This is a genomic window from Vibrio injensis (assembly GCF_001895205.1).
Classification (GTDB): Bacteria; Pseudomonadota; Gammaproteobacteria; order Enterobacterales; family Vibrionaceae; genus Vibrio; species Vibrio injensis.
This window is the reverse complement of sequence record NZ_BDJF01000031.1, coordinates 22838-45269: the sequence shown is the minus strand read 5'-3', so window position 1 is coordinate 45269 and position 22432 is coordinate 22838. Positions and strand designations below refer to the sequence as shown.

At 45.2% G+C, this 22432-nt stretch carries 16 protein-coding genes; 11 read left to right on the top strand and 5 right to left on the bottom strand.

All coding sequences use genetic code 11. The features are described from left to right. The first annotated feature begins 553 nt into the window (after positions 1-553). From BSR11_RS15870 to BSR11_RS15855, 4 genes are all read left to right on the top strand, one after another. Positions 554-2443: a methyl-accepting chemotaxis protein gene (locus BSR11_RS15870; RefSeq protein WP_072671309.1), complete on the top strand. Its 1890-nt coding sequence runs from the start codon at positions 554-556 to the stop codon at positions 2441-2443. Between the two features lie 265 nt (positions 2444-2708). Beyond that, positions 2709-3554 (top strand): Ig-like domain-containing protein, encoded by an 846-nt coding sequence (locus tag BSR11_RS15865; RefSeq protein WP_072671308.1) that lies wholly within the window; start codon positions 2709-2711, stop codon positions 3552-3554. A gap of 282 nt (positions 3555-3836) precedes the next feature. After that, complete coding sequence (locus tag BSR11_RS15860; RefSeq protein ID WP_072671307.1) at positions 3837-4427, top strand: YjaG family protein; 591 nt, start codon at positions 3837-3839, stop codon at positions 4425-4427. Between the two features lie 92 nt (positions 4428-4519). Next, positions 4520-5764, top strand: coding sequence for a mechanosensitive ion channel family protein (locus BSR11_RS15855; RefSeq protein WP_072671306.1), 1245 nt, complete (start codon positions 4520-4522; stop codon positions 5762-5764). 30 nt (positions 5765-5794) lie between these two features. Here BSR11_RS15855 and BSR11_RS15850 read toward each other — a convergent pair whose 3' ends face one another. Beyond that, the gene (locus BSR11_RS15850; RefSeq protein ID WP_072671305.1) at positions 5795-6865 is read right to left on the bottom strand and encodes a CNNM domain-containing protein; all 1071 of its coding nucleotides are present in this window, start codon (positions 6863-6865) and stop codon (positions 5795-5797) included. Positions 6866-7233: 368 nt separating this feature from the next. Here BSR11_RS15850 and hupA point away from each other — a divergent pair, with 368 nt between their 5' ends. Both hupA and BSR11_RS15840 read left to right on the top strand, forming a co-directional pair. Beyond that, complete coding sequence (gene hupA, locus BSR11_RS15845; protein ID WP_004397369.1) at positions 7234-7506, top strand: nucleoid-associated protein HU-alpha; 273 nt, start codon at positions 7234-7236, stop codon at positions 7504-7506. A gap of 40 nt (positions 7507-7546) precedes the next feature. Continuing rightward, entirely contained in the window at positions 7547-8239 is a 693-nt protein-coding gene (locus BSR11_RS15840) for a DUF1481 domain-containing protein (RefSeq protein WP_072671304.1), read from the top strand. A 134-nt stretch (positions 8240-8373) separates the two neighbouring features. Here BSR11_RS15840 and purD read toward each other — a convergent pair whose 3' ends face one another. Both purD and purH read right to left on the bottom strand, forming a co-directional pair. Then, positions 8374-9663, bottom strand: a complete 1290-nt coding sequence (gene purD / locus BSR11_RS15835; RefSeq protein ID WP_072671303.1) for a phosphoribosylamine--glycine ligase — start codon at positions 9661-9663, stop codon at positions 8374-8376. Positions 9664-9714: 51 nt separating this feature from the next. Next, positions 9715-11307: a bifunctional phosphoribosylaminoimidazolecarboxamide formyltransferase/IMP cyclohydrolase gene (purH, locus tag BSR11_RS15830; protein WP_072671302.1), complete on the bottom strand. Its 1593-nt coding sequence runs from the start codon at positions 11305-11307 to the stop codon at positions 9715-9717. A 271-nt stretch (positions 11308-11578) separates the two neighbouring features. Here purH and zntR point away from each other — a divergent pair, with 271 nt between their 5' ends. The 5 genes from zntR (at position 11579) to BSR11_RS15805 (ending at position 18836) form a co-directional block, all read left to right on the top strand. Continuing rightward, the gene (gene zntR, locus BSR11_RS15825; RefSeq protein WP_072671301.1) at positions 11579-11977 is read left to right on the top strand and encodes a Zn(2+)-responsive transcriptional regulator; all 399 of its coding nucleotides are present in this window, start codon (positions 11579-11581) and stop codon (positions 11975-11977) included. 207 nt (positions 11978-12184) lie between these two features. Continuing rightward, a complete protein-coding gene (gene cadC / locus BSR11_RS15820) occupies positions 12185-13747 on the top strand; it encodes a lysine decarboxylation/transport transcriptional activator CadC (protein WP_072671300.1) in 1563 nt (520 codons plus the stop codon). A gap of 107 nt (positions 13748-13854) precedes the next feature. After that, on the top strand, positions 13855-14739 hold the full coding sequence (gene pdxY, locus BSR11_RS15815; protein WP_072671315.1) for a pyridoxal kinase PdxY: 885 nt from the start codon (positions 13855-13857) through the stop codon (positions 14737-14739). Between the two features lie 502 nt (positions 14740-15241). Next, positions 15242-16582 (top strand): cadaverine/lysine antiporter, encoded by a 1341-nt coding sequence (gene cadB / locus BSR11_RS15810; RefSeq protein WP_072671299.1) that lies wholly within the window; start codon positions 15242-15244, stop codon positions 16580-16582. A gap of 118 nt (positions 16583-16700) precedes the next feature. Then, positions 16701-18836, top strand: a complete 2136-nt coding sequence (locus BSR11_RS15805) for a lysine decarboxylase CadA (protein WP_072671298.1) — start codon at positions 16701-16703, stop codon at positions 18834-18836. Between the two features lie 198 nt (positions 18837-19034). On the opposite strand, the gene BSR11_RS15800 is transcribed toward BSR11_RS15805, so the two are convergent. Further along, a complete protein-coding gene (locus BSR11_RS15800; protein ID WP_072671314.1) occupies positions 19035-21080 on the bottom strand; it encodes a TonB-dependent siderophore receptor in 2046 nt (681 codons plus the stop codon). Between the two features lie 309 nt (positions 21081-21389). Beyond that, positions 21390-22361: a LysR substrate-binding domain-containing protein gene (locus BSR11_RS15795; protein WP_072671297.1), complete on the bottom strand. Its 972-nt coding sequence runs from the start codon at positions 22359-22361 to the stop codon at positions 21390-21392. Positions 22362-22432 lie beyond the last annotated feature (71 nt).

The following is a 22432-nucleotide window of genomic DNA, read 5'->3' as shown; positions in this document are numbered from 1 at the left end:
CAGCCTGATGCGAAGGCTTCGACGAGGGCATTTGATCGATGTGGCGAAGTAGCACGCGCAATAAGGTGAAAGTAAACTCCTTTTTAGCCTTAATTGAGCGTGAAGCGAACTTTTCTCCTTAACAAAAATCCAATCCAAGGTTTAAAAATCAAGCAGCATTCAATGACATTAAAGAGGTCTAGTGCTGCTTGCTCTTCGACGGTGAAGTCTTTTATTTACGGATGTTGTGGTGGTCGTTCCCTGAGTAGTCTAATGATCGCTACAGTTTTTGCTTCCCTTTAGTGTTTGAGAGAGGAACATCTTTTAAAACAAGATCTATCGGTTCAGAATATCTTTGAAGATCGTTTGTTTTTGATACTAAAAGTATTCAATAAGAGGATTACAAAGCAATATTACTTAAAGTGGATTTTATAATAACACTGAAATTTTTGTATAAAATAGAGAAAAACAGATAGTTTTAAAAAAATAGCCTACGTTTATAAGAACCATATAAATACCGTCATCGTTGTTATCCCACATTTCGAAATTCGTTTGTTCACCAAGGAGGTGAATTGTGAGTCTGTCGTTAAAAAGTAAACTGATTGGCACTAGCGTTCTCGCGGTCGCCTTTATGGCACTGGTGCTGACGATGCTTGCTGTCAATCAACTAAAGCATGAAACGGCTGTTAGCTTGCAGGCTCGAGTCAATGGCATCACTAAGTCCGCTACCAGCGCAATTAACCAATGGTTAAGCATTCGTGGCAGTATTGTCACCTCGGTGATTCCGCATACCGCGCAGAAAAATACCTTACCTTTCTTACAGCAAGGCCAGCAGGCGGGCGGATTTGATTTACTCTATTTTGGTACTGAGCAAGGCAGTATGCATCGCTCGATTCCTGAGCGTGGGGCTTCTGATACCAGTTATGACCCGCGTACTCGCGGCTGGTATCGCGATGCGAAAGCGCAGAATCGACAGATACTGACTCACGTTTATGCTGATGCGATCACTCGTCAATTAATGGTGACAATTGCTGAACCTATTTCTCGTCATGGACGCCTATTTGGGGTAATTGGTGCCGATGTATTGATTGAGCAACTGGTTAAAGATGTGATTGCTATCGATGCGGGTGCAAAATCGTCGGTGTTATTGGTCAATGGTAATACAGGCAATATTATTGCTCATCGTAATGCTGATTTGATTTTAAAACCGCTCAATACTTACAGCTCGAACCTAACCATGGCTGTGATTAACCAATCCATTAAGGATAATCAGGTTCAAGAAGTGAAAGTCGGCGGCGTTGATAAGTTTTTCTTTTTCGCCAAAGTACCGGGTACCGAGTGGTTATTGGGCATTGAACTTGATAAGTCCGTTGAACTGGCCACGATGAGTAGCTTAATGCGTCAATTGATCATCACGGCCGTTATTATTACCGGTTTGGTGGCCATCCTCGTTGCATGGTTAGTCGGTTTTCTGTTTCGAGATCTTAACCGGGTATCAAGTGCGTTGGCCGAAATCGCTGAAGGGGACGCGGATTTAACTCAGCGTATTGAGCCTCGTTATCAAGATGAAGTTGGTGCATTAGCCAATAACTTTAATAAATTTGTTAATAACATGCATAGCATGATCACCCGATTACAAGAGGTATCGCGTGGCTTAAATTTACAAGCGGAGAGTACGGCAGAACAAGCTCATGAGCGAAGCTTACGGATCACCGTACAACAAGACGAGATTAACATGGTTGCGACAGCGATTAATGAAATGGCGGCAGCCACTCAAGAAATCGCCAGTAATGCGGATAATACTGCCGCTACTGCATTGGATACGGTGAAAATATCTCAGCATGGTGCAGAGCAAGTTGAGCATACGCAAGCATCGATTGGCAATCTTTCTAAAGAAGTCTTGGTGGCGAAAGATGTCATTGAAAACCTCAATCAACATGCACAAAACATTAATGCCATATTATCGGCGATTCAAGGGATTGCGGAGCAAACCAATTTGTTGGCACTGAATGCGGCAATTGAAGCGGCAAGGGCGGGTGAGCAAGGCCGTGGCTTTGCGGTGGTGGCTGATGAAGTTCGAGTTCTGAGCCAAAGAACCCATGACTCAACCCAAGAAATTCAGAAAACTATTGAGACATTACAGAAAACAACAGCCCAAGCCGTGGGCATCATGAATGACAGTAGTAAGCTATCAGAAAGTAGTGTTGAAGATGCCAATGTTGCTGCGCAAAGTTTGGCGCAAATCAGTGCTTCTGTTGGTACGATCAGCGATATGGCGACTCAGATAGCCACTGCGGCAGAAGAGCAAGCCTCTGTCACCGAAGAAATTACTCGTAATACACAAGCCATTCGTGATGTGTCTGATGGCCTCGCCAATGAAGCCAAAGAAGCATCGCATCAAGCGTCGCTGCTATCGAAGTTATCTAAAGAACTACAAAGCGAGATTAACCGCTTTAAGTTGTGAGTCGACTAAGCCTAGGTTTGGGACGACCTAGGTGTTTTTCGTGAATTCAGGTGGTTTTGATATTTATATGTCACTATCACCTGAAACTACACCACTTTTAGTCTCAAACCTATCACTAATTTCCGCTTGCTCAGATTCCACCTGTTTTAGTTATAGATAGGGATAGAAGGCAACTAGAATACGATAGATTAACCATATGTCCTCGACAGTTTTCCTTATATAAATTATGCTCCTTGGTTCATATTTTATATAAATAGGAGTGTATATGAAAAAATATCTTATATTCGCTAGTTTTTTAGCAATTCCAGTGTGTGCAGCCAACGAGTTTTCTCAGTTTTCTGTTGAGGAAGAGAGTGGTTCTCAATGGGTTTCTGGTGTTAATCATGATCGTTCAGCCATTAATGCGTTAATAACAGAGATTACAGTGACACCTTTGCGTGTTTCAGTGTTAAAAGGTAGCACATTACAGTTGATCGCTACGACACAGTACGGTGATGGAACAAAAAACGATGTAGATAATTTAGTGAAATGGGAAATAGTTGGGGATCAGACGATCGCGCAAGTATCACCTTCTGGTTTGTTAACTGGATTGGAGGCTGGAACTACTGAACTTATAGTAAAAAAAGATGGTATTGTCAGTAAAACAGTTACCGTTACTGTCTGCAGCAGTCTATCTGGCCCATGTATTGATATCGTTAATGTCGGGAAGAGTGAAAAACTGTTCACTAGTTCACCATCTAAGGCTTACCTAGACAGTATAGGGGGTAGTCCAGTAACAGGTACCCATAATGAGAAGTATGGAACTTATGGTCCTCTTGGTACTTTTTATATATTTAACTGGCACAATGCAATGGAGTTATGTAATACCTATAATAGAGAAAGTATCGGGGGGAGAACCAATTGGCGTTTAGCAACTCGAGATGAGCTAAAAGAAGAATTATACAATAAATTTGGTAACATGTTTGGTGCACGTGGTTGGCCAACGACCTACTACTCCTGGTCGGCCACAATAGTTCGTGGTGAGACTCTCCTTGTTCGCCTTGATAATGGAGATATTATTGACTACAACATAGGTGTTCCGTTCTATGCATCTTGTGTATCAATGCCTTAGCATTTAACCCTTATTTTTAGAATTTTAATCGTTGTGCGCCTGTTTTATGACTGGCGCATAATTTTGATTGTAATGATGCAGTCAATTGCGACTTTTCATGAGAACAGTTAATCCCCTTATAAAATAAATAGTGACGCTAATCTTATATCTACCCGATTTTCAGGAATTGCTCGTTGTTAAAGGTAGCTCGGTTTTTTCTGCCATCCTAGGTGCTTTGTTGCTTTCCCCTCTCGTTATCCAGTACACTTTCAAGGTCTTTTTTCCTCAATCATTAGAGTGACTATGTTACAGAACCCTTTGCAGCTTCGTCTTGAGAAGTTTGAACCTTGGCAACAGATTACCTTTATGGCTTGCCTTTGTGAGCGCATGTACCCTAATTACGCTCTATTTTGTCAGCAAACAGAATTTGCGGATGCGCGTCGTTATCGTGATATTTTGGATAGCGTTTGGGAATTAATGACGGTGAAGAATGCCAAGATTGATTTCGATCGTCAGTTAGAGAAGCTTGAAGAATTGATCCCAACGACGGAAGCGTTTGAGCTGTATTTAGTCTATCCGGCGATTGACGCTTGTGAAGCGCTGGCGACGTTACTGCACGGCTTACTTGACCGAGATGATCTCTATGAATCGATGCAAAAAGTCAGTCAAATTTCAGTGCGTACGGTGGCTCAGTTAGAAGAGGCGCAAACCGGTGAAGTGATCACCAATGATAACCAAAAAAGCAATGAAGCGGTCTGCGCCGAATGGGATGTGCAATGGGCGATTTTTAGACCCTTGCGTGAAGTTACCGAGCGAGACATTGAATTGATTAAAGACCTGCGCCATGAGCTACGTGATGACTGTATCAGCAATATTGGCTTAACGTTAGGCTAGTTACCCCCGATACTCTGTTTATTTACGGCGCTACGTCGTTTGAGTATTGCGAGCGATATTCATCATCCAACCTCAATCTTAAGGAGTGCCCCATGCTGGAATCAATGGCTCAATGGCTGAGTCAGTATGATATTGAACTATCCCACATCATCCCTGTTGCTGAAGCATTAGGATTGATTGTCCTGATTGCTGCTGCGATTCATGTTGTCCTTCATCGGGGAGTGGTGAGATGGTTGAAACAGCATGCCGATGATTCTCAAGCTTCTTGGCGGCATGTGTTGTTTGCTGGCAACTTATTCAGCCGCATTGCTTTATTGATCCAAGGTGTGGTGATTGGTATCCAAACCCAACTGTGGTTATCACAAGACAGCACGTTACGTGAGGTGATACTGACCTTGGTGGCGTTATGGGTGGTAGTGTATGGGTTGTTAGCCTTTTATTCGCTGCTCAATGTGTTGGAGATCTTACTTGCGAGAACCGCCGTTGGCCGTACGATGCCATTAAGAGGTCTTAATCAAAGCCTTAAGATCATTTTATTTATTATTGCCACGCTATTGGTGATCTCGATATTAATTGGTAAGTCGCCAGTGCTACTTCTCAGTGGTGTCGGTGCCATGACCGCGGTGATTATGCTGGTGTTTAAAGATCCGATCTTGGGTTTAGTGGCTGGGGTGCAGTTATCAGCTAATAAAATGCTCAGTGTGGGTGATTGGTTAGAGATGCCTAAATATGGCGCAGATGGCGATGTGATTGATATCAGCTTAACCACGGTCAAAGTGCAAAACTGGGATCGCACCATCACCACTATTCCTACTTATGCGCTGATTTCCGACTCTTTTAAAAACTGGAAGGGGATGCGTGAGGCTGGTGGGCGGCGCATTAAGCGCAGTGTTTTAGTGGATGCAACGAGTGTTCACTTTTTAACGGAACAAGATATTGAGCGTTTAACTCATGCCCAACTCCTTGAACCATACATTAAGCAAAAAGTACAAGAAATCACCCAATATAATCGTGACCATCATGTTGATGACAGAAGCATAATTAATGGCCGAAGATTAACGAACTTAGGCAGTTTTCGTGCTTACTTAGAGCGTTACTTACGGGCTCATCCAGAGATTCATCAGCAAATGACCTTGATGGTTCGCCAGCTTGCACCGACCCATGAAGGCATCGCCTTAGAGCTGTACTGTTTCACGGCGACCACCGTTTGGGTTGAGTATGAACGCATTCAATCGGATATCTTTGATCACCTTTATGCAGTCTTACCCGAATTTGGTCTACGTGTCTCTCAAGCTCCGACGGGCAATGATTTCCGTCAATGGCAAAAAGCGTCGTAAGTCGACGCTTTTAACGGTCAGAGGATGAGGTTAGCGATTATTTGGCTCATCCTCGTCTCGGCTTTCAATAACGCCATGAGCCTGTTTCCATTGTTCCCAGCGTTCAGTGGCTAATTGCTGCATGTCGGTGACTTTGTCTGCTTCGTCCAAGATCTCTTCACCAACAAGATGTTCAAACACATCTTCTAGGGTCAGCAGCCCTTGTACGCTGCCATACTCATCGACCACTAACGCGAGCTGCTGACGTTTTTTCATCATTTGATCAAACGCTTTGGGTAAGGTTTGTGTGTTAAGCACAACATGCAACGGGCGCATCACATTACCGAGCTTCTGAGCGCCTTGATGGTTTTGTTGCCATTTGAATAGCTCTAGTCTATGCACAAAACCAATCACATTATCGGTTTCACCACTATAAATCAGTGGTCGTGAAAATGGCGTATCACTGTGTTCATGCAAAAACTCATCAATGCTCATATCGGCACTGACTCTAAAAAGTACCGTTCGTGGTGTCATGACTTGAGTGACGGGAACATCGCTAATTGAGAGTAGATTATTGAGTATTTTCGACTCTCCTTCAGCCAACTCGCCGCTTTCATTCGCCATTAATGCCATTGCGGAGAGCTCATCACGTAATTTGACGGGTTGCTGTGGATGAGTAATACGTGTGGTGATTTGTCGCGATAACCAAATAAAAGGTGTTAGCGCCCAAATCATCCAATGCAAGATAGTCGCTGAGACCGGAGCCAGCTGACGCCAATAGGTCGCCCCTAGGCTTTTAGGAATGATTTCAGATAAGACTAAGATCGCTAAAGTGAGTAGTGCGGAAAATAATCCAAACCACTGACTACCAAAAACTAAGGTTGCCTGAGCGCCAGTGCTTGCGGCTCCTACCGTATGGGCGATGGTATTTAACGTGAGAATGGACGCTAATGGACGATCAATATCGGCTTTCATGACCGAGAGTTTCTCAGCGCTGGCATGGCCTTGTACACGAAGTTGCGCTAGGTAACTGGGAGTAATGCTTAGTAATACCACTTCTAGAATCGAGCAGAGAAAAGAGAGACTGATCGTCATCACTATATAAAAACTGAGTAACAGCATAATACCCTTCGTTGTTGATTAGTTTGGGCTACTTGACGTTAATGGACACCCAATATGGCAGCACACATCTCGTTAGAGATAAAAACGCGGGCCTTGGGTGGAGAAAGCTTGATGACACTGCGATCATTCGAAGTGATAGGACTCTCCTCTCAGTGGAGAACCTCATCGTCTTTACCTATAAATAAAGGCATGGGTCGGTTAAAACAAGGTCAAGCAAAGCCCGAAAATACAGCAAATTGTGAGTGAATGCTCATATTATGGTTAAAAGTACGTCAGAGAAGCACAACCGATACGACAAACCTTTGCCAGATAGGGCATTTATGTTTTAGAGTGGGTTCGATTTGATAACCTATAAGAAGGGAAACCTAATGAACAAGACCCAATTAATCGACTTTATTGCAGAAAAAGCAGATCTTTCTAAAGTACAGGCTAAGGCTGCTCTTGAAGCGACTCTTGGTGCGGTTGAAGGTGCACTTAAAGAGGGCGACCAAGTTCAACTAATTGGTTTTGGTACATTTAAAGTTAATCACCGTGCGGCGCGTACTGGCCGTAATCCAAAAACTGGTGAAGAGATCCAAATTTCAGCCGCTAATGTTCCAGCGTTTGTTGCTGGGAAAGCACTGAAAGATTCATTGAAGTAATTTATACTACGCCGAGATATTCTATCTCGGCGTCTCTATCATGAAAAAATTCCTCTCGTTTTTTATCGCCTTTCTCCTCCTTACAGGCTGTGCTTCTTCGGTTCCTCACGCCAACCTTGATCAACTTAATGAGTATGTTGGTGGTCAAATGATGGGCGATGCGACGCATTTCTATTGGTATACCGAATATCAAAATCGTCCGAGTCATGGTGCTGATCAGGTACTGATGGGCGACTATGGCTGGTATCAAACCAATTATCGTTGGGAATCAGGTTCTGTACGCGAAGTGGTGCGTGAAGGTATGCAGCTAAGGAATGCACAATTGGTCCCTTACCGTGTTCATGTGCGCTTTAACCAACAAGGTGAAGCGGTTTATCAGCAATTTCGTGTTGATGGTAAAGTATTGCCGTTGAACTTAGAGCAGCGTAGTGAGTATTTGCAGCAAGCGCAGCAACTGGTTGAAATGAGCAAGCAGCAAGCGCGTCAAGGATGGTCTTTATATCAAGGTGTGTGGGATGGAGAACGCTTAACCAGCTGTTCTGGTCGCCGTTTTTCGCAAGTGCTTTGGCCGTTGACTACGCCAGAGCATGTAATGGAACGTTTGAAAACGCCTCATTATGTTGCCTTGTTGGGTCGAGTGAGCAGTGCTCAGTTGCAAGTCGACAGTGTGTTATCAGTGGCAGAACCTGACAGAGCTTGCATGACTCAACCAGCATTGATTGATGCCGATTAAATTGCTCGATAACAAGACAAGATAAATAAGACAAGCGGTAGAGAAGCTCGATTGAGATAGCCGCGAGAAAATCAAAAAAGCCGCTTATGCGGCTTTTTTGATGATGACTCGGTCGTCAGTGAGGGGAGCAACGCCTACTTTGCTTGCTCACGAGCAATTGCTCGATAGCCAATGTCATGGCGATAGAACATACCTTGCCAATGGATTTGCTTAGCGAGCTGATAAGCGCGCTGCTGGGCTTGAGAGACATTGTCGCCTAATGCTGTAGCGCATAAGACTCGACCACCGTTCGTTAGCACAACGCCAGATTGATCACAGGTGCCAGCGTGAAAGACTTTCTCTCCAGCCACTTCTTCCGTCGGCAGACCAGAAATCACATCGCCTTTACGATAATCGGCTGGGTAACCACCCGCGGCAAGCACAATACCAATCGATGCGCGTGGATCCCACTTCGACTCTACTTGGTCGAGCTTACCATCGAGAGCGGCTAAGCACAGCTCCACCAAATCTGATTGCAGACGCATCATAATCGGTTGGGTTTCAGGATCACCAAAGCGGCAATTGTATTCAATCACTTTCGGTGTGCCTTGGGTATCAATCATTAATCCGGCGTAGAGAAAGCCGGTATAAGGGTTGCCTTCCGCCGCCATGCCGCGCACAGTGGGGTAAATCACCTCACGCATCACACGATCGTGTACGTCTTGAGTAACGACTGGAGCCGGGGAGTAAGCGCCCATTCCGCCCGTATTCGGGCCAGTATCAGCATCACCCACGCGTTTATGATCTTGGCTAGTCGCCATCGGCAGTACATTTTCACCATCGACCATAACGATAAAACTGGCTTCTTCGCCATCGAGAAACTCCTCAATAACGACGCGGCTGCCTGCTTCGCCAAAGCTATTATCCGCCAACATATCTTGAATGGCGTCTTCGGCTTCTTGTAGCGTCATCGCAACAATGACTCCTTTACCCGCCGCCAAACCATCCGCTTTGATGACGATCGGTGCGCCTTGTTCACGCACATAAGCCAGCGCTGGCTCAATTTCGGTAAAGTTAGCGTAAGCGGCAGTCGGAATGTTATGGCGAGCGAGGAAATCTTTGGTGAAGGCTTTTGAACCTTCTAATTGCGCCGCCGCTTGAGTAGGGCCGAAAATCGGCAATCCCGCATCACGAAATGCATCGACCACGCCAAGGACTAAAGGGATTTCAGGGCCAACAATGGTGAGGGCAATCTGTTTTTGCTGAGCAAAGGCGACTAAGCCAGCAATATCTTCTACGGCAATATTGACGTTTTCTAGCTTAGGTTCAAGTGCGGTGCCCGCATTACCCGGAGCGACAAAGACGGTTTCAACTTGAGGATTCTGCGCGACTTTCCAACCTAGAGCGTGCTCACGGCCACCAGAACCAATAACGAGAACTTGCATAAGACTTCCTTAAATTTTAAAGGCTCTATGACCTAGAGCCTAGAACCTAAATCAATGACGGAAATGACGCATTCCGGTAAAGATCATTGCCATTCCGTGCTCATTGGCGGCGGCAATCACTTCATCATCGCGCATGGAACCACCGGGTTGAATGACACACTTGATCCCCGCTTGTGCCGCCGCATCGATTCCGTCACGGAAAGGAAAGAAGGCATCAGAAGCCATTACGCAGCCTTCCACTTGCAGACCTTCGTCAGCGGCTTTAATTCCGGCGATTTTAGCCGAATACACCCGGCTCATTTGTCCTGCGCCGACACCGATGGTCATATCTCCTTTGGCGTAAACAATTGCGTTCGATTTAACGTATTTCGCGACTTTCCAACAGAATAACGCGTCTTTGAGCTCTTCTTCAGTCGGTTGACGGCTGGTGACTACTTTTAGATCGTTAAGGCTAACCATGCCTTGGTCGCGATCTTGCACCAAGAGACCACCGTTAACTCGTTTGAGATCAAAGCCCGTGGTTTTACTCGACCATTCACCACACGCTAACAAACGAACATTTTGCTTGCTGGCGACAATCTTCGCCGCTTGTTCAGAAACCGTTGGGGCAATAATCACTTCGACAAATTGGCGTTCAATAATCGCTGTTGCAGTCGCCGCATCGAGCTCACGGTTAAAAGCAATAATGCCACCAAAGGCTGAGGTTGGGTCAGTTTGGTAAGCGCGCTGGTAGGCTTCAAGAATATCGCTGCCTAAGGCGACGCCGCATGGATTTGCGTGTTTGACGATCACACAGGCTGGTTCAGTAAATTCTTTTACACATTCCAGTGCAGCGTCGGTATCGGCAATGTTGTTGTACGACAATGCTTTGCCTTGAATTTGACGCGCGGTCGCCACCGAAGCTTCTTGAGGATTAGCTTCAACATAAAACGCTGCCGCTTGATGGCTGTTTTCACCATAACGCATGTCTTGTTTTTTGATGAACTGCGCATTAAACGTTCTTGGGAACTTGGATTCCTCGTCCCCTTCTTTGTTGTCGCCATAGGAGGGAACCAGCGTGCCGAAGTAGTTGGCTATCATGCCATCGTAAGCGGCGGTGTGTTCAAAAGCGGCAATGGCAAGGTCAAAACGGGTATCTAAGGTCAGAGCGTTGTCATTGGCGTCCATTTCGGTAATGACGCGTGAGTAGTCGTGTGCATTCACCACGATCGTCACGTCTTTATGGTTTTTCGCCGCAGAACGCACCATAGTTGGCCCACCGATATCGATATTTTCAACGGCGTCCGCTAATGTACAGCCCGCTTTAGCCACCGTTTCAGCAAAGGGATAAAGGTTTACCACCACCATATCGATTGGCTGAATGCCATGTTCTGTCATGATGGCATCATCTTGACCGCGGCGACCAAGTACCCCGCCATGAATTTTAGGATGCAGGGTTTTTACTCGTCCATCCATCATTTCTGGAAAGCCAGTATAATCCGATACTTCAGTTACCGTGAGGCCATGCTCTGCTAAAAGGCGAGCGGTACCGCCCGTTGAGAGAAGTTCTACGTCACGTTCTGCAAGTGCTTGCGCGAATTCAAGAATACCCGTTTTATCTGAGACGCTGATCAGAGCGCGGCGAATAGGGCGAGCGTTGTTCATGCTTCCACTTTCCTTTCATTGATGGAGTGTATTTGCCCAAGCAATCGGCGATGACTCGGGTATAATCAGAATGTTTTACCACAAAGGGTACGTTCATCCCAAGCGAGGTTACCTAGTACGCCAGTGATGAGTATTTTGCTTATTTAACGATGGCGCACATTCTAGCCAAAATCTGGCTAAAGGTCTTGCGCAATCGTTTGGCATCGGGAAAATAATCGTTAAAAGTCATTTTTTCAAGTAAAAAATCCATTGGCTTTACGGAGAAGAATCAATGTTTCAGATCGGCGAACTCGCTAAGCGTTGTGGTGTATCGAGCGATACTCTACGTTTTTATGAGAAAAATGGCTTACTTAAGCCTGCTGGACGCAGCGAATCAGGATATCGTTTATACGATGAGTCTAATCAGCGCCAAGTGAGTTTTATTTTAAAAGCCAAAGCACTGGGTTTGAGCTTGGATGAAATTAAAGAATTACTGGAAATTAAACTCGAAGCGACCGAACACAGTTGTGCTGAAGTGAAATCGATCACTAGCGCGAAACTGCAGTTAATTGATGAGAAAATTGCTGAATTAACGCGAATTCGTATGGCATTAAAAAAGATCAATGATGCCTGCTGTGGCGACTCCGATGATGATGCCAGTCACTGTTCCATTTTAGCGGCGTTGGAATAATCAACCTTAGTTTGCATTTTTAGTTTACCGGATAATTAGTCGGTTGATCTAAATCTTTATATAATCCCGCCCTTCTTGATTAAGTGATACAAATATCACTTAATCATTGCCTATCCCTCCATGACTTGATGTCGTCGTTGTGCTGCCGTAGTCAACAGCTCAGCGATGTCAGGTTGGAAGGAGATACTGATACTTCATGGTACACACATGGTTGGAATACATTTTCAAATCAACGATTGGAGATTAAACGTTGATGAAAATAAATTGTATCGCCAAGATAGGGAAGTTTCGGTCGAGCCAAGATTAATTAACCTTCTGTATTTTCTTGCAAAAAATCCAGGAGAAGTCTTTTGTCGTGAGCAGTTGATTGAGCATGTCTGGGGCGGTGCGATTGTGACCGACCAGGTGGTGACACAATCGATTTTTGAGTTAAGAAAGCTATTACGCGATGGGCGTGAAGAAAACATTCATTATTTGACTACGGTGCCCAAGCGTGGCTATAAACTGGTTGCGAATGTTACTGAGATGGCTCCTGACCCAACCTTTGAGTCGAAGCCTATCACTGTCGATGATTGTTCGGAAAATGGCGTTGATCTTCATCACAATATGCAAGCACCATCAGCGGATATGGTTTTTCCTGCTGGGCCGTTAACTCGTGCATTAAATAGCCGTAATAGCCCCCCAGTGCGGGGTAAGATGACGATCCGTCGTTGGACATCGCTGGCTTTCGATGTGCTTTGGATTGGTATCTTGATCATCGCTTTGGGTTTGTTTACCTACTATCAATCCGCCACCAATATTACCCAAGCGATCGATACCCATCTGATTGAGTTTACTTTCCAAGAGGCGATGATTCAGGATGCTAACCACCTTGAGTTATCCGATGGCTTAGTACAAAAACTGGCGGCCGATATTGCGCAAACGAGTCATTATCGAGTGCGGCTTAGTAAAGCTCACTTTGTGTCAGGCATTTTACCGGGCAAAACGGTCACGGTGAAGATTCAAGAACAAGCGGGGCATACCTATTTAGACGTAGAGTATCGGAACAATGCTTCAGGGACGGTGCTGTTTAATCGTCAATATCCATTACTATTCCCGCAAATCAGGCAGGTAATGGAGAAAGCCTCGTTGGATCTGATGCAGGCTTTAGCCGTACCGGACGCAGAAAAGAAAGCGCGATGGTTGATGGTGGGTATGCCTGAGAATCAGCAAGCATTATTGAAGCTTGTCCGTGCGCATCATTATTTGAATCTGTCTCAAGCCGCCTCTTTTAAAGAGGGGATCAGGCTTTTGGAAGAGGCGTTGCAAATTGAGCCCGTTAATCACTATTTACAAGCGGAACTGTTGGTGGCTTATCACGTACAAACAGCCCTCGATCCTAGCCAAACACTGAGCGTTGAGCGTAGTAATCAATTAACGCAGCAATTACTATTGGCGCAAGAGCAAGGCTATCCGCTGCAGCAACCACGTATTTTTGAAGCCTTAGCGTTACATGAGATTATTCGTGATAATCCGCAGCAAGCAAACCGATATTTGCAAGAGGCGTTAAGTCGCCGTGAGTCGGTGTTTGGTCATGTATTACAAGGCAAACTGGCGGAGTTACAAGGCGATTCAGAAAGTGCAAGTGAAGCCTACAGTGAGGCGTTTTATGGTGATATTTCGCTCGAAACCTATATGTTGTGTGAAAATTTGGCTTTTTATAGCAACCTTAAATCGATTGATTATGCGCTTTACCGTGCGGTACACCCTTCAGTGACGACGGTGCTATAAACGCAACGTCTAGGTTTAGATGACACGATAAACCATGATGGTATAGCACGTAGGTTGTGATGTTGATTTATTTATATTAGGAGCAATTTGCTCTGGTTGAGGCGATGATGCAAGGTATTCTTTCTATCCAATCTCATGTGGTCTACGGCTGCGCAGGAAATAGCTCAGCCGTTTTCCCTTTACAGCGCTTAGGGCATATCGTCTGGCCGATTCATACGGTGCAGTTTTCAAACCATACCCAATATCAACAGGGTTGGCGTGGTAAAGTAATGCCATCAGGCAGTATTACAGAACTTATGGATGGCTTAACCACTATTGATGTGACCCGCGACGTGAAAGCGATCATCTCTGGTTATATGGGCAGTGGTGCGCAGGCTGATGAAATTTTAGAGACCGTTGAGCGTGTGAAAGCGGCCAATCCTCACGCATTATATATCTGCGATCCCGTCATGGGCGATCCGTTAAAAGGCTGCGTTGTCAGTCCTGAGGTGACGGAAGCGCTCTGTGAGCGGATCATGAAACAAGCGGATATTATTGTGCCTAATCAGTTTGAGTTAACCCATTTTACTGGAATTGAAATTAACGATTTACCATCGGCGATCAAGGCGTGTCAACGCGCTTTGACCATAGGACCGAAAATTGTCTTAGTCAAGCATCTACATAGTGCATCAGAAGATGAATTTACGATGCTGATGGGCTGTGCGGATGGATTGTTTATTGTTACTCGGCCGTTACTGGACTTTGTCCGTCAACCTGTTGGCGTGGGTGATTTAATCACCTCGCTGTTTACCGGACATTATCTGAATAATCATGATCCTGTAAAATCATTCGAGCTGTGTAATCATGCGGTTTATCGTGTTTTACAAGCCACTGCGCAGCGTGGAGAATGGGAACTGCAAATTATTCCGGCTCAAGAGGCATTTGTTGATCTTTCGGTGGTTGATTTTACGGCGAGGCCATTATTGGCGAACGCAGATAAATCGTCGATTTAATCACGAAAGGTCTACAGACCCTAAGGATGGCATCGGCTGTCCTTTCTCTACTTTGTTCTTATCTTTTATTTTTTATCTCTTATCTCTTATCTCTTAATCCCTCTTCGCTAAATCATGCTCATCAGAAAAACGCGGTTCGGTTTTATTTTGGTGTGCATGATTTTCCTCTTTGTCCTTTCAATCGCTTGATCACGTCAACTTATCTCAGTAGTGCAAGACCTTTATCCTGATCTTTATCTTTTTACCTTTTGTTAGGTTTGGTTGTTATTGTTTTTATCTATATGAAAAATATAGAGGTTTATTTTTATTTTCCTTGCCCTTATCTAAAAATATACGGATTCAGTCATTGTTTTATTGATAACCATATCCTTATTTTTTCTGTGCTTTTTCGGCGTAAGCTGCAGCCAAATTCAGTAAGGCGTTGCGGTGGCTTATTCGCCAATCACGACTCTTGCTCATTATGGTTTGAGCTTATCGCTCGTAGAAAATATCGGGAGACGTTATGTCATCGAATACCAAAAAAATTGGCGTCATCGCCTGTACCGGGGTCGTCGCGGGTAACATGATGGGCAGTGGTATTGCCTTGTTACCCTCAAGCCTTGCTACGGTTGGCTCTATTTCTTTATTCAGTTGGATCATTTGTATTATTGGTGCGCTGAGTTTGGCGTTTGTGTTTGCTCGCTTAGCCACTAAAAATCCACAACAAGGTGGTCCGATTGCCTATGCTGGTGAAATTTCACCGGTGTTTGGTTTTCAAGCTGGGGTGCTTTATTACCATGCTAACTGGATTGGTAATTTAGCGATTGCCATCACTGGGGTGTCTTATCTTTCCGTTTTCTTCCCCATTTTGAACAACCCTGTTCCTGCCGGTCTAGCGACCATTGCTGCAGTATGGTTGTTTACCTTAGTGAATCTATTAGGTGGGAGCTGGGTTAGCCGTTTATGTACCTTTGGTTTGGCATTAATTCTTATTCCGGTATTAGGCACCGCTTTACTGGGCTGGACTCACTTTGATATGGCGACCTATCAACAGAACTGGAACGTCTCTGCTGGCAGCGATAACCATGCGATTATTAGTGCGGTGCTGATTTGTTTGTGGTCTTTTGTTGGTGTCGAATCGGCGGCGGTATCCTCCGGTATGGTGCACAATCCCAAGCGCACTGTGCCATTAGCAACCATGTTAGGCACGGCATTAGCTGGGGTTATTTATATCCTCTCTACTCAGATGATCAGCGGTATGTTCCCTGCGGCAGAAGTGGCGGCATCCGGTGCTCCCTTTGCGCTTGCCACCACAGCGCTCTTCGGCAGTTGGTCTGCGCCATTTGTTTCTGCGTTTACTGCATTAGCATGCTTTACGTCATTAGGCTCTTGGATGATGTTGGTTGGCGAAGCGGGAAAACGCGCCGCGAGTGATGGCAACTTCCCGAAAATTTACGGTGATACGGACAGCAATGGTGTACCAAAGAAAGGCTTAATTCTCGCATCAATCAAAATGACAGCGTTGATGAGTATCTTGATGGTCTTTAGTTCTCAAACGGCCCACGCCGCCGATATCTTTAGTCAACTCACAACCGATGCGGTGTTGCTCACCATGCTGCCGTATTTCTATTCCAGTATTAACTTGATTCGTTTTGAAGGTATGACGACTCGCAATGGGTTTGTGATGTTGTTCTCCGGTGTGGCTAGCGCATTTTGTATGGTGGCGTTAGCGGGAGCGGAAGGAACAACGTTAACTGCCACCTTTATCATGTCATTAGTGATTTTGATGTTCTACAGCAAAAAAGCAGGGCTGGCTCAGTACATGGAATTACATAAAAACGATCAGCCCGTGTCAGCGGCTTAATTTCCCTCGCTAGGGCATGGTTAACATGCACCGCTAGCGTTCATTTACCCCTTGGTGCTTCTTCTCCTCACTATCGCAATGGATAGGGAGCGCCTTTCTTCGTCTTGGAGATGTCCAAATGAATATTTTTGCTATTTTGAACCACATGGGTGTGTTCTTTAAAGAAGAGCCAGTTCGTCAGTTGCATGCGGCTTTAGAAAAGGCTGGTTATGACGTGGTTTATCCGGTTGATGATAAAGATCTGATCAAATTGATTGAGATGAATCCTCGAATTTGTGGGGTGCTATTTGACTGGGATAAATACTCTCTGGAGCTTTGTGAGCGGATCAGCGACGTTAATGAAAAACTGCCTGTGCACGCTTTTGCTAACGAACAATCCACCTTGGATATTTCACTGACGGATTTGCGTTTGAATGTCAGCTTTTTTGAGTACGCACTAGGCATGGCTGATGATATCGTTGTCAAAATTAATCAGGCGACGCAAGAATACAAAGACGCCATTATGCCTCCGTTCACCAAAGCGTTGTTTAAATACGTCGAAGAAGGAAAATACACCTTCTGTACTCCGGGACATATGGGCGGAACGGCATTTCAAAAAAGCCCTGCGGGGAGTATTTTCTACGATTTTTATGGCCCGAATACCTTCAAGGCGGATGTTTCTATTTCGATGCCTGAACTTGGTTCGCTATTGGATCACTCTGGTCCACACAAAGAAGCTGAAGAGTATATCGCTCGTACCTTTAATGCCGATAGCTCATACATAGTGACGAACGGAACGTCGACATCGAACAAAATCGTGGGTATGTATTCTGCACCAGCAGGAAGTACGGTGTTGGTGGATCGTAACTGTCATAAGTCTCTGACCCATTTGATGATGATGACGGATGTCACGCCGATTTATTTCCGTCCGACCCGTAATGCTTACGGTATTTTAGGCGGTATTCCACAACGCGAATTTAGCCGCGAAGTGATCGCAGAAAAAGTGGCGAAGACTCCGGGTGCAAGCGCGCCGAGCTACGCTGTTATCACCAACTCTACTTATGATGGCTTACTCTACAACACGCAATTCATCAAAGAATCGTTAGATTGTAAACACATTCACTTCGACAGTGCTTGGGTGCCTTACACTAACTTTAACCCTATTTATGACGGTAAGTGTGGTATGAGTGGGCAGGCGATGCCGGGTAAAGTGTTCTATGAAACACAATCAACCCATAAGCTGCTGGCCGCATTTTCACAGGCTTCGATGATTCACATCAAAGGTGAGTTTGATAAAGAGTCATTTAATGAAGCCTTTATGATGCACACCTCGACCTCACCTCAATACGGAATTGTGGCATCAACCGAAACTGCAGCGGCGATGATGCGTGGCAATACAGGCCGTAAGTTGATGCAAGATTCTATTGATCGAGCAATACGTTTTCGTAAAGAGATCAAACGGTTAAAAGGTGAAAGTGACAGCTGGTTCTTCGATGTATGGCAGCCAGAAAACATTGATACGACCGAATGTTGGAAACTAGACTCTAACGATAACTGGCATGGTTTTAAGGACATTGATGATGATCATATGTACCTTGATCCCATTAAAATTACGTTGTTAACCCCGGGAATGAACCAGCAAGGTGAGCTTGAAGCCTCAGGGATTCCAGCGGCCTTAGTGGCTAAGTTTCTTGATGAACGCGGCATTGTAGTTGAGAAAACGGGCCCGTATAACCTGCTATTCTTATTTTCTATTGGTATCGATAAATCGAAGGCGATGCAACTGTTGCGTGCGTTAACTGAGTTTAAACGTGGTTATGATTTGAATTTAACCATTCGCTCGATTTTGCCTGCCTTGTATCAAGAGGACCCGAATTTTTATGAAGGAATGCGTATCCAAGAATTGGCTCAAGGCATTCATCATTTGATCCATAAATACTCACTACCAGAATTGATGTACAAGGCGTTTGATGTTTTACCAGAAATGAAATTGACGCCTCACGCGGCATGGCAACAAGAGTTACGCGGTCAAACGGAAGAGATTTTGCTGAATGAGATGGTCGGTCGGATTAGCGCCAATATGATCCTGCCTTATCCTCCTGGTGTGCCTTTGGTGCTGCCTGGTGAGATGGTGACAGAAGACTCTCGTCCAGTTTTAGAGTTTTTGGAAATGCTCTGTGAAATTGGTGCCCATTATCCCGGGTTTGATACCGATATTCATGGTCTGTATCGTCAAAAAGACGGTACTTACACGGTGAAAGTATTAAAAGCCTAGTGAGCTAGCTTTATGCCTTGCTGGCTATTGACGGTGAATACGGTCGCTAGCCACTAAGGAAGGGCCTTTTATATAACCAAGAGTCTTTTCAGGCTCTTGGTTATTTTTTTGCTTTAATTATACGCTTTAGCTACTCGGCCTAAAGAGCTTAACTGGTAGTGCTCGGTATGAGTATGACTAGCGATTTATTTCAGGTGGTTAAAAAGAGTATTGAGCACTTAAGTAAAACTCACGTGGTGCGCCGGGCATAATTTGCGTTGCTCCGGTGGCACTGACGTAGTAGTCCTTATCCAATAGGTTTTCGACACTCAACTGAGTTTTCCAATCTTGCCATTGATAACCGATGCGCGCGTCAAGGCGGGCGTAACCGGGCAGCGTGGTGGTGTTATTGCTATCAGCAAAACGATCGCCTACTGCCGTTATGCCCGTTTCACCAAACCAACCTTGTCCATGTTGGTAAGCAAGGAAAAGCTGACCATTAAGTTTGGATACCGCACTTGGGCGATTACCTTGGGTATTGGCCTCTGATTTGATGATTTTGGCATCTTGCCAACCGATCCCGCCGCGCAGTGACCATTGGTCGTTAAGATAAGCTTTGATGTCTAACTCGACGCCATCAGTGCGTTGTAAACCGGTGAGGATGGTTACCTCAGGATCGAGTGGATCTTTCATGCGCCGATTGTACATTTCTAAACGATATACCGATAACGTAGTGGCGATTCGGCCATTGAGCCAATCACTTTTTACTCCCGTTTCATACAAGCGACTGTTCTCTGGATCGAGTTCATTGGCTGGGTTACCCGGAGTAATACCAATCAATCCGCCGCCAACTGGTGAGAAGGTTTTACTGTAAGAGACGTACAGGGCGTGATCGGCGACCGGATTCCACACCAAACCTAAGCGAGGGCTGAGTGTATAAGAGGTTTGGGTCTCTTGTTTGTTGGTATCAATACGCTGAGTATTGACGTAAAACTCATCGTAGCGCAGGCCCATTAATAGGTGCCAATCATTGATACTGAGCTGATCTTGCACATACACGCCACTGGTACGAACCTTGTGCTTAGCATCACTTGATAAGGCCATCTCTCCTTGGTAAGTGGGCAATTGATCTGGTTGGTAGAGATCGCCAGCGGGAATGGATTGCTTATTACGATAGAGTGTCGGTGTGCGTTCTTGCCAACTGTGCTCAATACCCGTTAATAGACGGTGACTGATTGGCCCTGTCGTAAATTGGCCTTCCATCTCGAGTTGGTTGGTTAAGGTGTTCGCCTTGAGAAATTGTTGCCAGCGATTTCTTACCACTTGATCGCCTTTGACTTGCACGACATAGGTGTTATCAAATTCACTATCGAGCTTAATGTAACTGAGTTGCTGGCGCAGTTGCCAACTATCGTTGATCTGCCAGGTTAAACGTGAACGAGTCGCTTCACTAACGTCGTTAATAAAGTCACGTGAGGTATCACTGTATACGGCACTGTTAGCGACCTCTGCTGGGCGACCATTAACACTAGGAATGCCGCGATCTGGCGTTCGGTCATGAGCGTTGCGCTCATATTGGATTAACCAGTTAAGATAGTCGTTGATGGTCCAAGCCAACGAAGGAGCAAATAGCGTGCGTTTGCTGTTGACGCCATCACGAAAGCTGTTGTTATCTTCTTGCGCCATGTTTAAACGCACTTGTACGTCATCATGCCACTCACCGTTTAAATCGACGGCTAAACGTTGATAATCATGGCTACCGATCCGAGCATGGATACTGGACTTTTGGTCTTTGTGTGGTGTTTTACTGACCCGATTAATGATGCCGCCACTACTGCCTCGACCATAGAGTACCGCGGCTGGCCCTTTAAGAATTTCCACACTTTCAATATTGCCTAAATCTCGGGTGTATTGCATATCATCACGAAAACCATCGAGATAAAAATCGTTACTGGCGCCAAAGCCGCGAATCATTACGCTATCAAAACGAGCATCGTTGACCGCATCAATACCAGGAGTACCAACCAGTGCGGTACTTAACGAGGCGGGTGCAAAGGCGGTGAGTTGCTCGGCAGATACACTGTTGATGGTCTGTGGTATCAACTTAGCGGGGGTTTCGGTACGCGTCGCCGTTGACACTATTGGATGTTGACTACTTTGACTGGTAATCGTTATGGTTTCAGGTTGACTGTCGGCTTGCGTGAACGTTGAGACGATAGCAAGGCACAGCAAGCTCGGGCGAAGAGAATGAGAGAAAAAAGGCATATAAGTACTGACTAAAAGTTGTTTATCTCTTACCCACATCATCGACGACGAGTGAGGATTATTGACTCGCCTAAGTATTAACGTTATGAGTTATCGACGTAGCGTAAGAGTAATGATCAACGGGTTAATAACAAGGTTGTGAATAATAATTGTTATTATTTACATTTCAAGTGTTAATTTATCTTTGAGGCTTAATTGATACGAGCGATGTATGAATGACAAGGAGGGAGTGAGGAGCAAGCGGCAATGATATCGACATCCGGTGGCATCTTGCGCCGATACCACCGAACGGTGTAATTCAGATAAACATTAGCGGTAGGTCATCAGATTCATATCTTCAAACCATTTAGTCAGCTCAGCTTTGGAAAGGTGTGCGGTTTGTTCGATCATTGTTCGAGTTAAATGAGGGGCGAATTTAGCAATAAAATCATACATGTATTGCTGTAAAAATAGGTTTTTGCTGTAGCACAACCAAGCATAGCAATCTGGTACTAAGCCTTCGAGAGAGCGAACGACAATACTATCGCTCATCGTGTGAGTGGCAACAGAGGCGATAAGCCCGACTCCCACCCCCAGCCTAACGTACTCTTTGATCACCTCAGCATCCATAGCGGTAACGATGTACGTTGGAGTCAGTCCGCGCTTGGCAAATGCGTCATCGATGGCCATGCGACCAGTTGATTTTAATTCGTAGCTGATTAATTTTTCTTGAGCCAGCTGCTCAAGAGTAATGTTTTCAACGTTCGCTAGAGGGTGGTTGAGTGGCAAAATTAAGCTCAGTGACCATTTATAGGCGGGCAGTACTGCTAAATCCGCTTGTTCGTCAATTTCTTGGGCAACGACAGAAAAGTCATACGGACCTGTTGGCAACGTATTACCGCGGCTATCGGGTTCGATAGTGCCCATGTGCAGCGAGACTTTAGGATACTTGTTCATAAAGTAGCGCACGGTTTCGGGCAATAAAAATTTCGCGATAGCGTTGGTGGTATGAATGTTCATTCTTCCGCGATCGGGGGCGGTAACGCTAGCAGAGATGGCTTTAATTTTTTCTTCAATTTCGAGCATTTTGCTCGCTTCTTGAATGATTTGTTGACCAATTTCGGTGGCACCAGACAGATGCTTACCTTGTCGCTCAAAGATTTGTACGCCGAGCTCTCCCTCAAGTAATGCCACCTGTTTACTGATCCCCGGCTGTGAGGTAAACAGTTTTTCTGAGGTTAACGAGATATTATAGCCATTGCGCTGTATCTCTCGGATGTAGCGCAGTTGCTGTAATTTCATGGGTGATCTCCTGAGGTTGGCTCGGTGGTATTATCGGGCATCGCCAGTTCTTGGCATGCTTTTCAGTTATA

What these genes read in the sequence shown, in the direction of transcription:
- hupA (WP_004397369.1), top strand. Translation starts at nt 7,234, where the DNA reads ATGAACAAGACCCAATTAATCGACTTTATTGCAGAAAAAGCAGATCTT.
- pdxY (WP_072671315.1), top strand. Translation starts at nt 13,855, where the DNA reads ATGCAAGGTATTCTTTCTATCCAATCTCATGTGGTCTACGGCTGCGCA.
- BSR11_RS15805 (WP_072671298.1), top strand. Translation starts at nt 16,701, where the DNA reads ATGAATATTTTTGCTATTTTGAACCACATGGGTGTGTTCTTTAAAGAA.
- BSR11_RS15860 (WP_072671307.1), top strand. Translation starts at nt 3,837, where the DNA reads ATGTTACAGAACCCTTTGCAGCTTCGTCTTGAGAAGTTTGAACCTTGG.
- BSR11_RS15795 (WP_072671297.1), bottom strand. Translation starts at nt 22,361, where the DNA reads ATGAAATTACAGCAACTGCGCTACATCCGAGAGATACAGCGCAATGGC.
- cadB (WP_072671299.1), top strand. Translation starts at nt 15,242, where the DNA reads ATGTCATCGAATACCAAAAAAATTGGCGTCATCGCCTGTACCGGGGTC.
- BSR11_RS15850 (WP_072671305.1), bottom strand. Translation starts at nt 6,865, where the DNA reads ATGCTGTTACTCAGTTTTTATATAGTGATGACGATCAGTCTCTCTTTT.
- BSR11_RS15840 (WP_072671304.1), top strand. Translation starts at nt 7,547, where the DNA reads ATGAAAAAATTCCTCTCGTTTTTTATCGCCTTTCTCCTCCTTACAGGC.
- purH (WP_072671302.1), bottom strand. Translation starts at nt 11,307, where the DNA reads ATGAACAACGCTCGCCCTATTCGCCGCGCTCTGATCAGCGTCTCAGAT.
- purD (WP_072671303.1), bottom strand. Translation starts at nt 9,663, where the DNA reads ATGCAAGTTCTCGTTATTGGTTCTGGTGGCCGTGAGCACGCTCTAGGT.
- BSR11_RS15865 (WP_072671308.1), top strand. Translation starts at nt 2,709, where the DNA reads ATGAAAAAATATCTTATATTCGCTAGTTTTTTAGCAATTCCAGTGTGT.
- BSR11_RS15855 (WP_072671306.1), top strand. Translation starts at nt 4,520, where the DNA reads ATGCTGGAATCAATGGCTCAATGGCTGAGTCAGTATGATATTGAACTA.
- zntR (WP_072671301.1), top strand. Translation starts at nt 11,579, where the DNA reads ATGTTTCAGATCGGCGAACTCGCTAAGCGTTGTGGTGTATCGAGCGAT.
- BSR11_RS15800 (WP_072671314.1), bottom strand. Translation starts at nt 21,080, where the DNA reads ATGCCTTTTTTCTCTCATTCTCTTCGCCCGAGCTTGCTGTGCCTTGCT.
- cadC (WP_072671300.1), top strand. Translation starts at nt 12,185, where the DNA reads ATGGTTGGAATACATTTTCAAATCAACGATTGGAGATTAAACGTTGAT.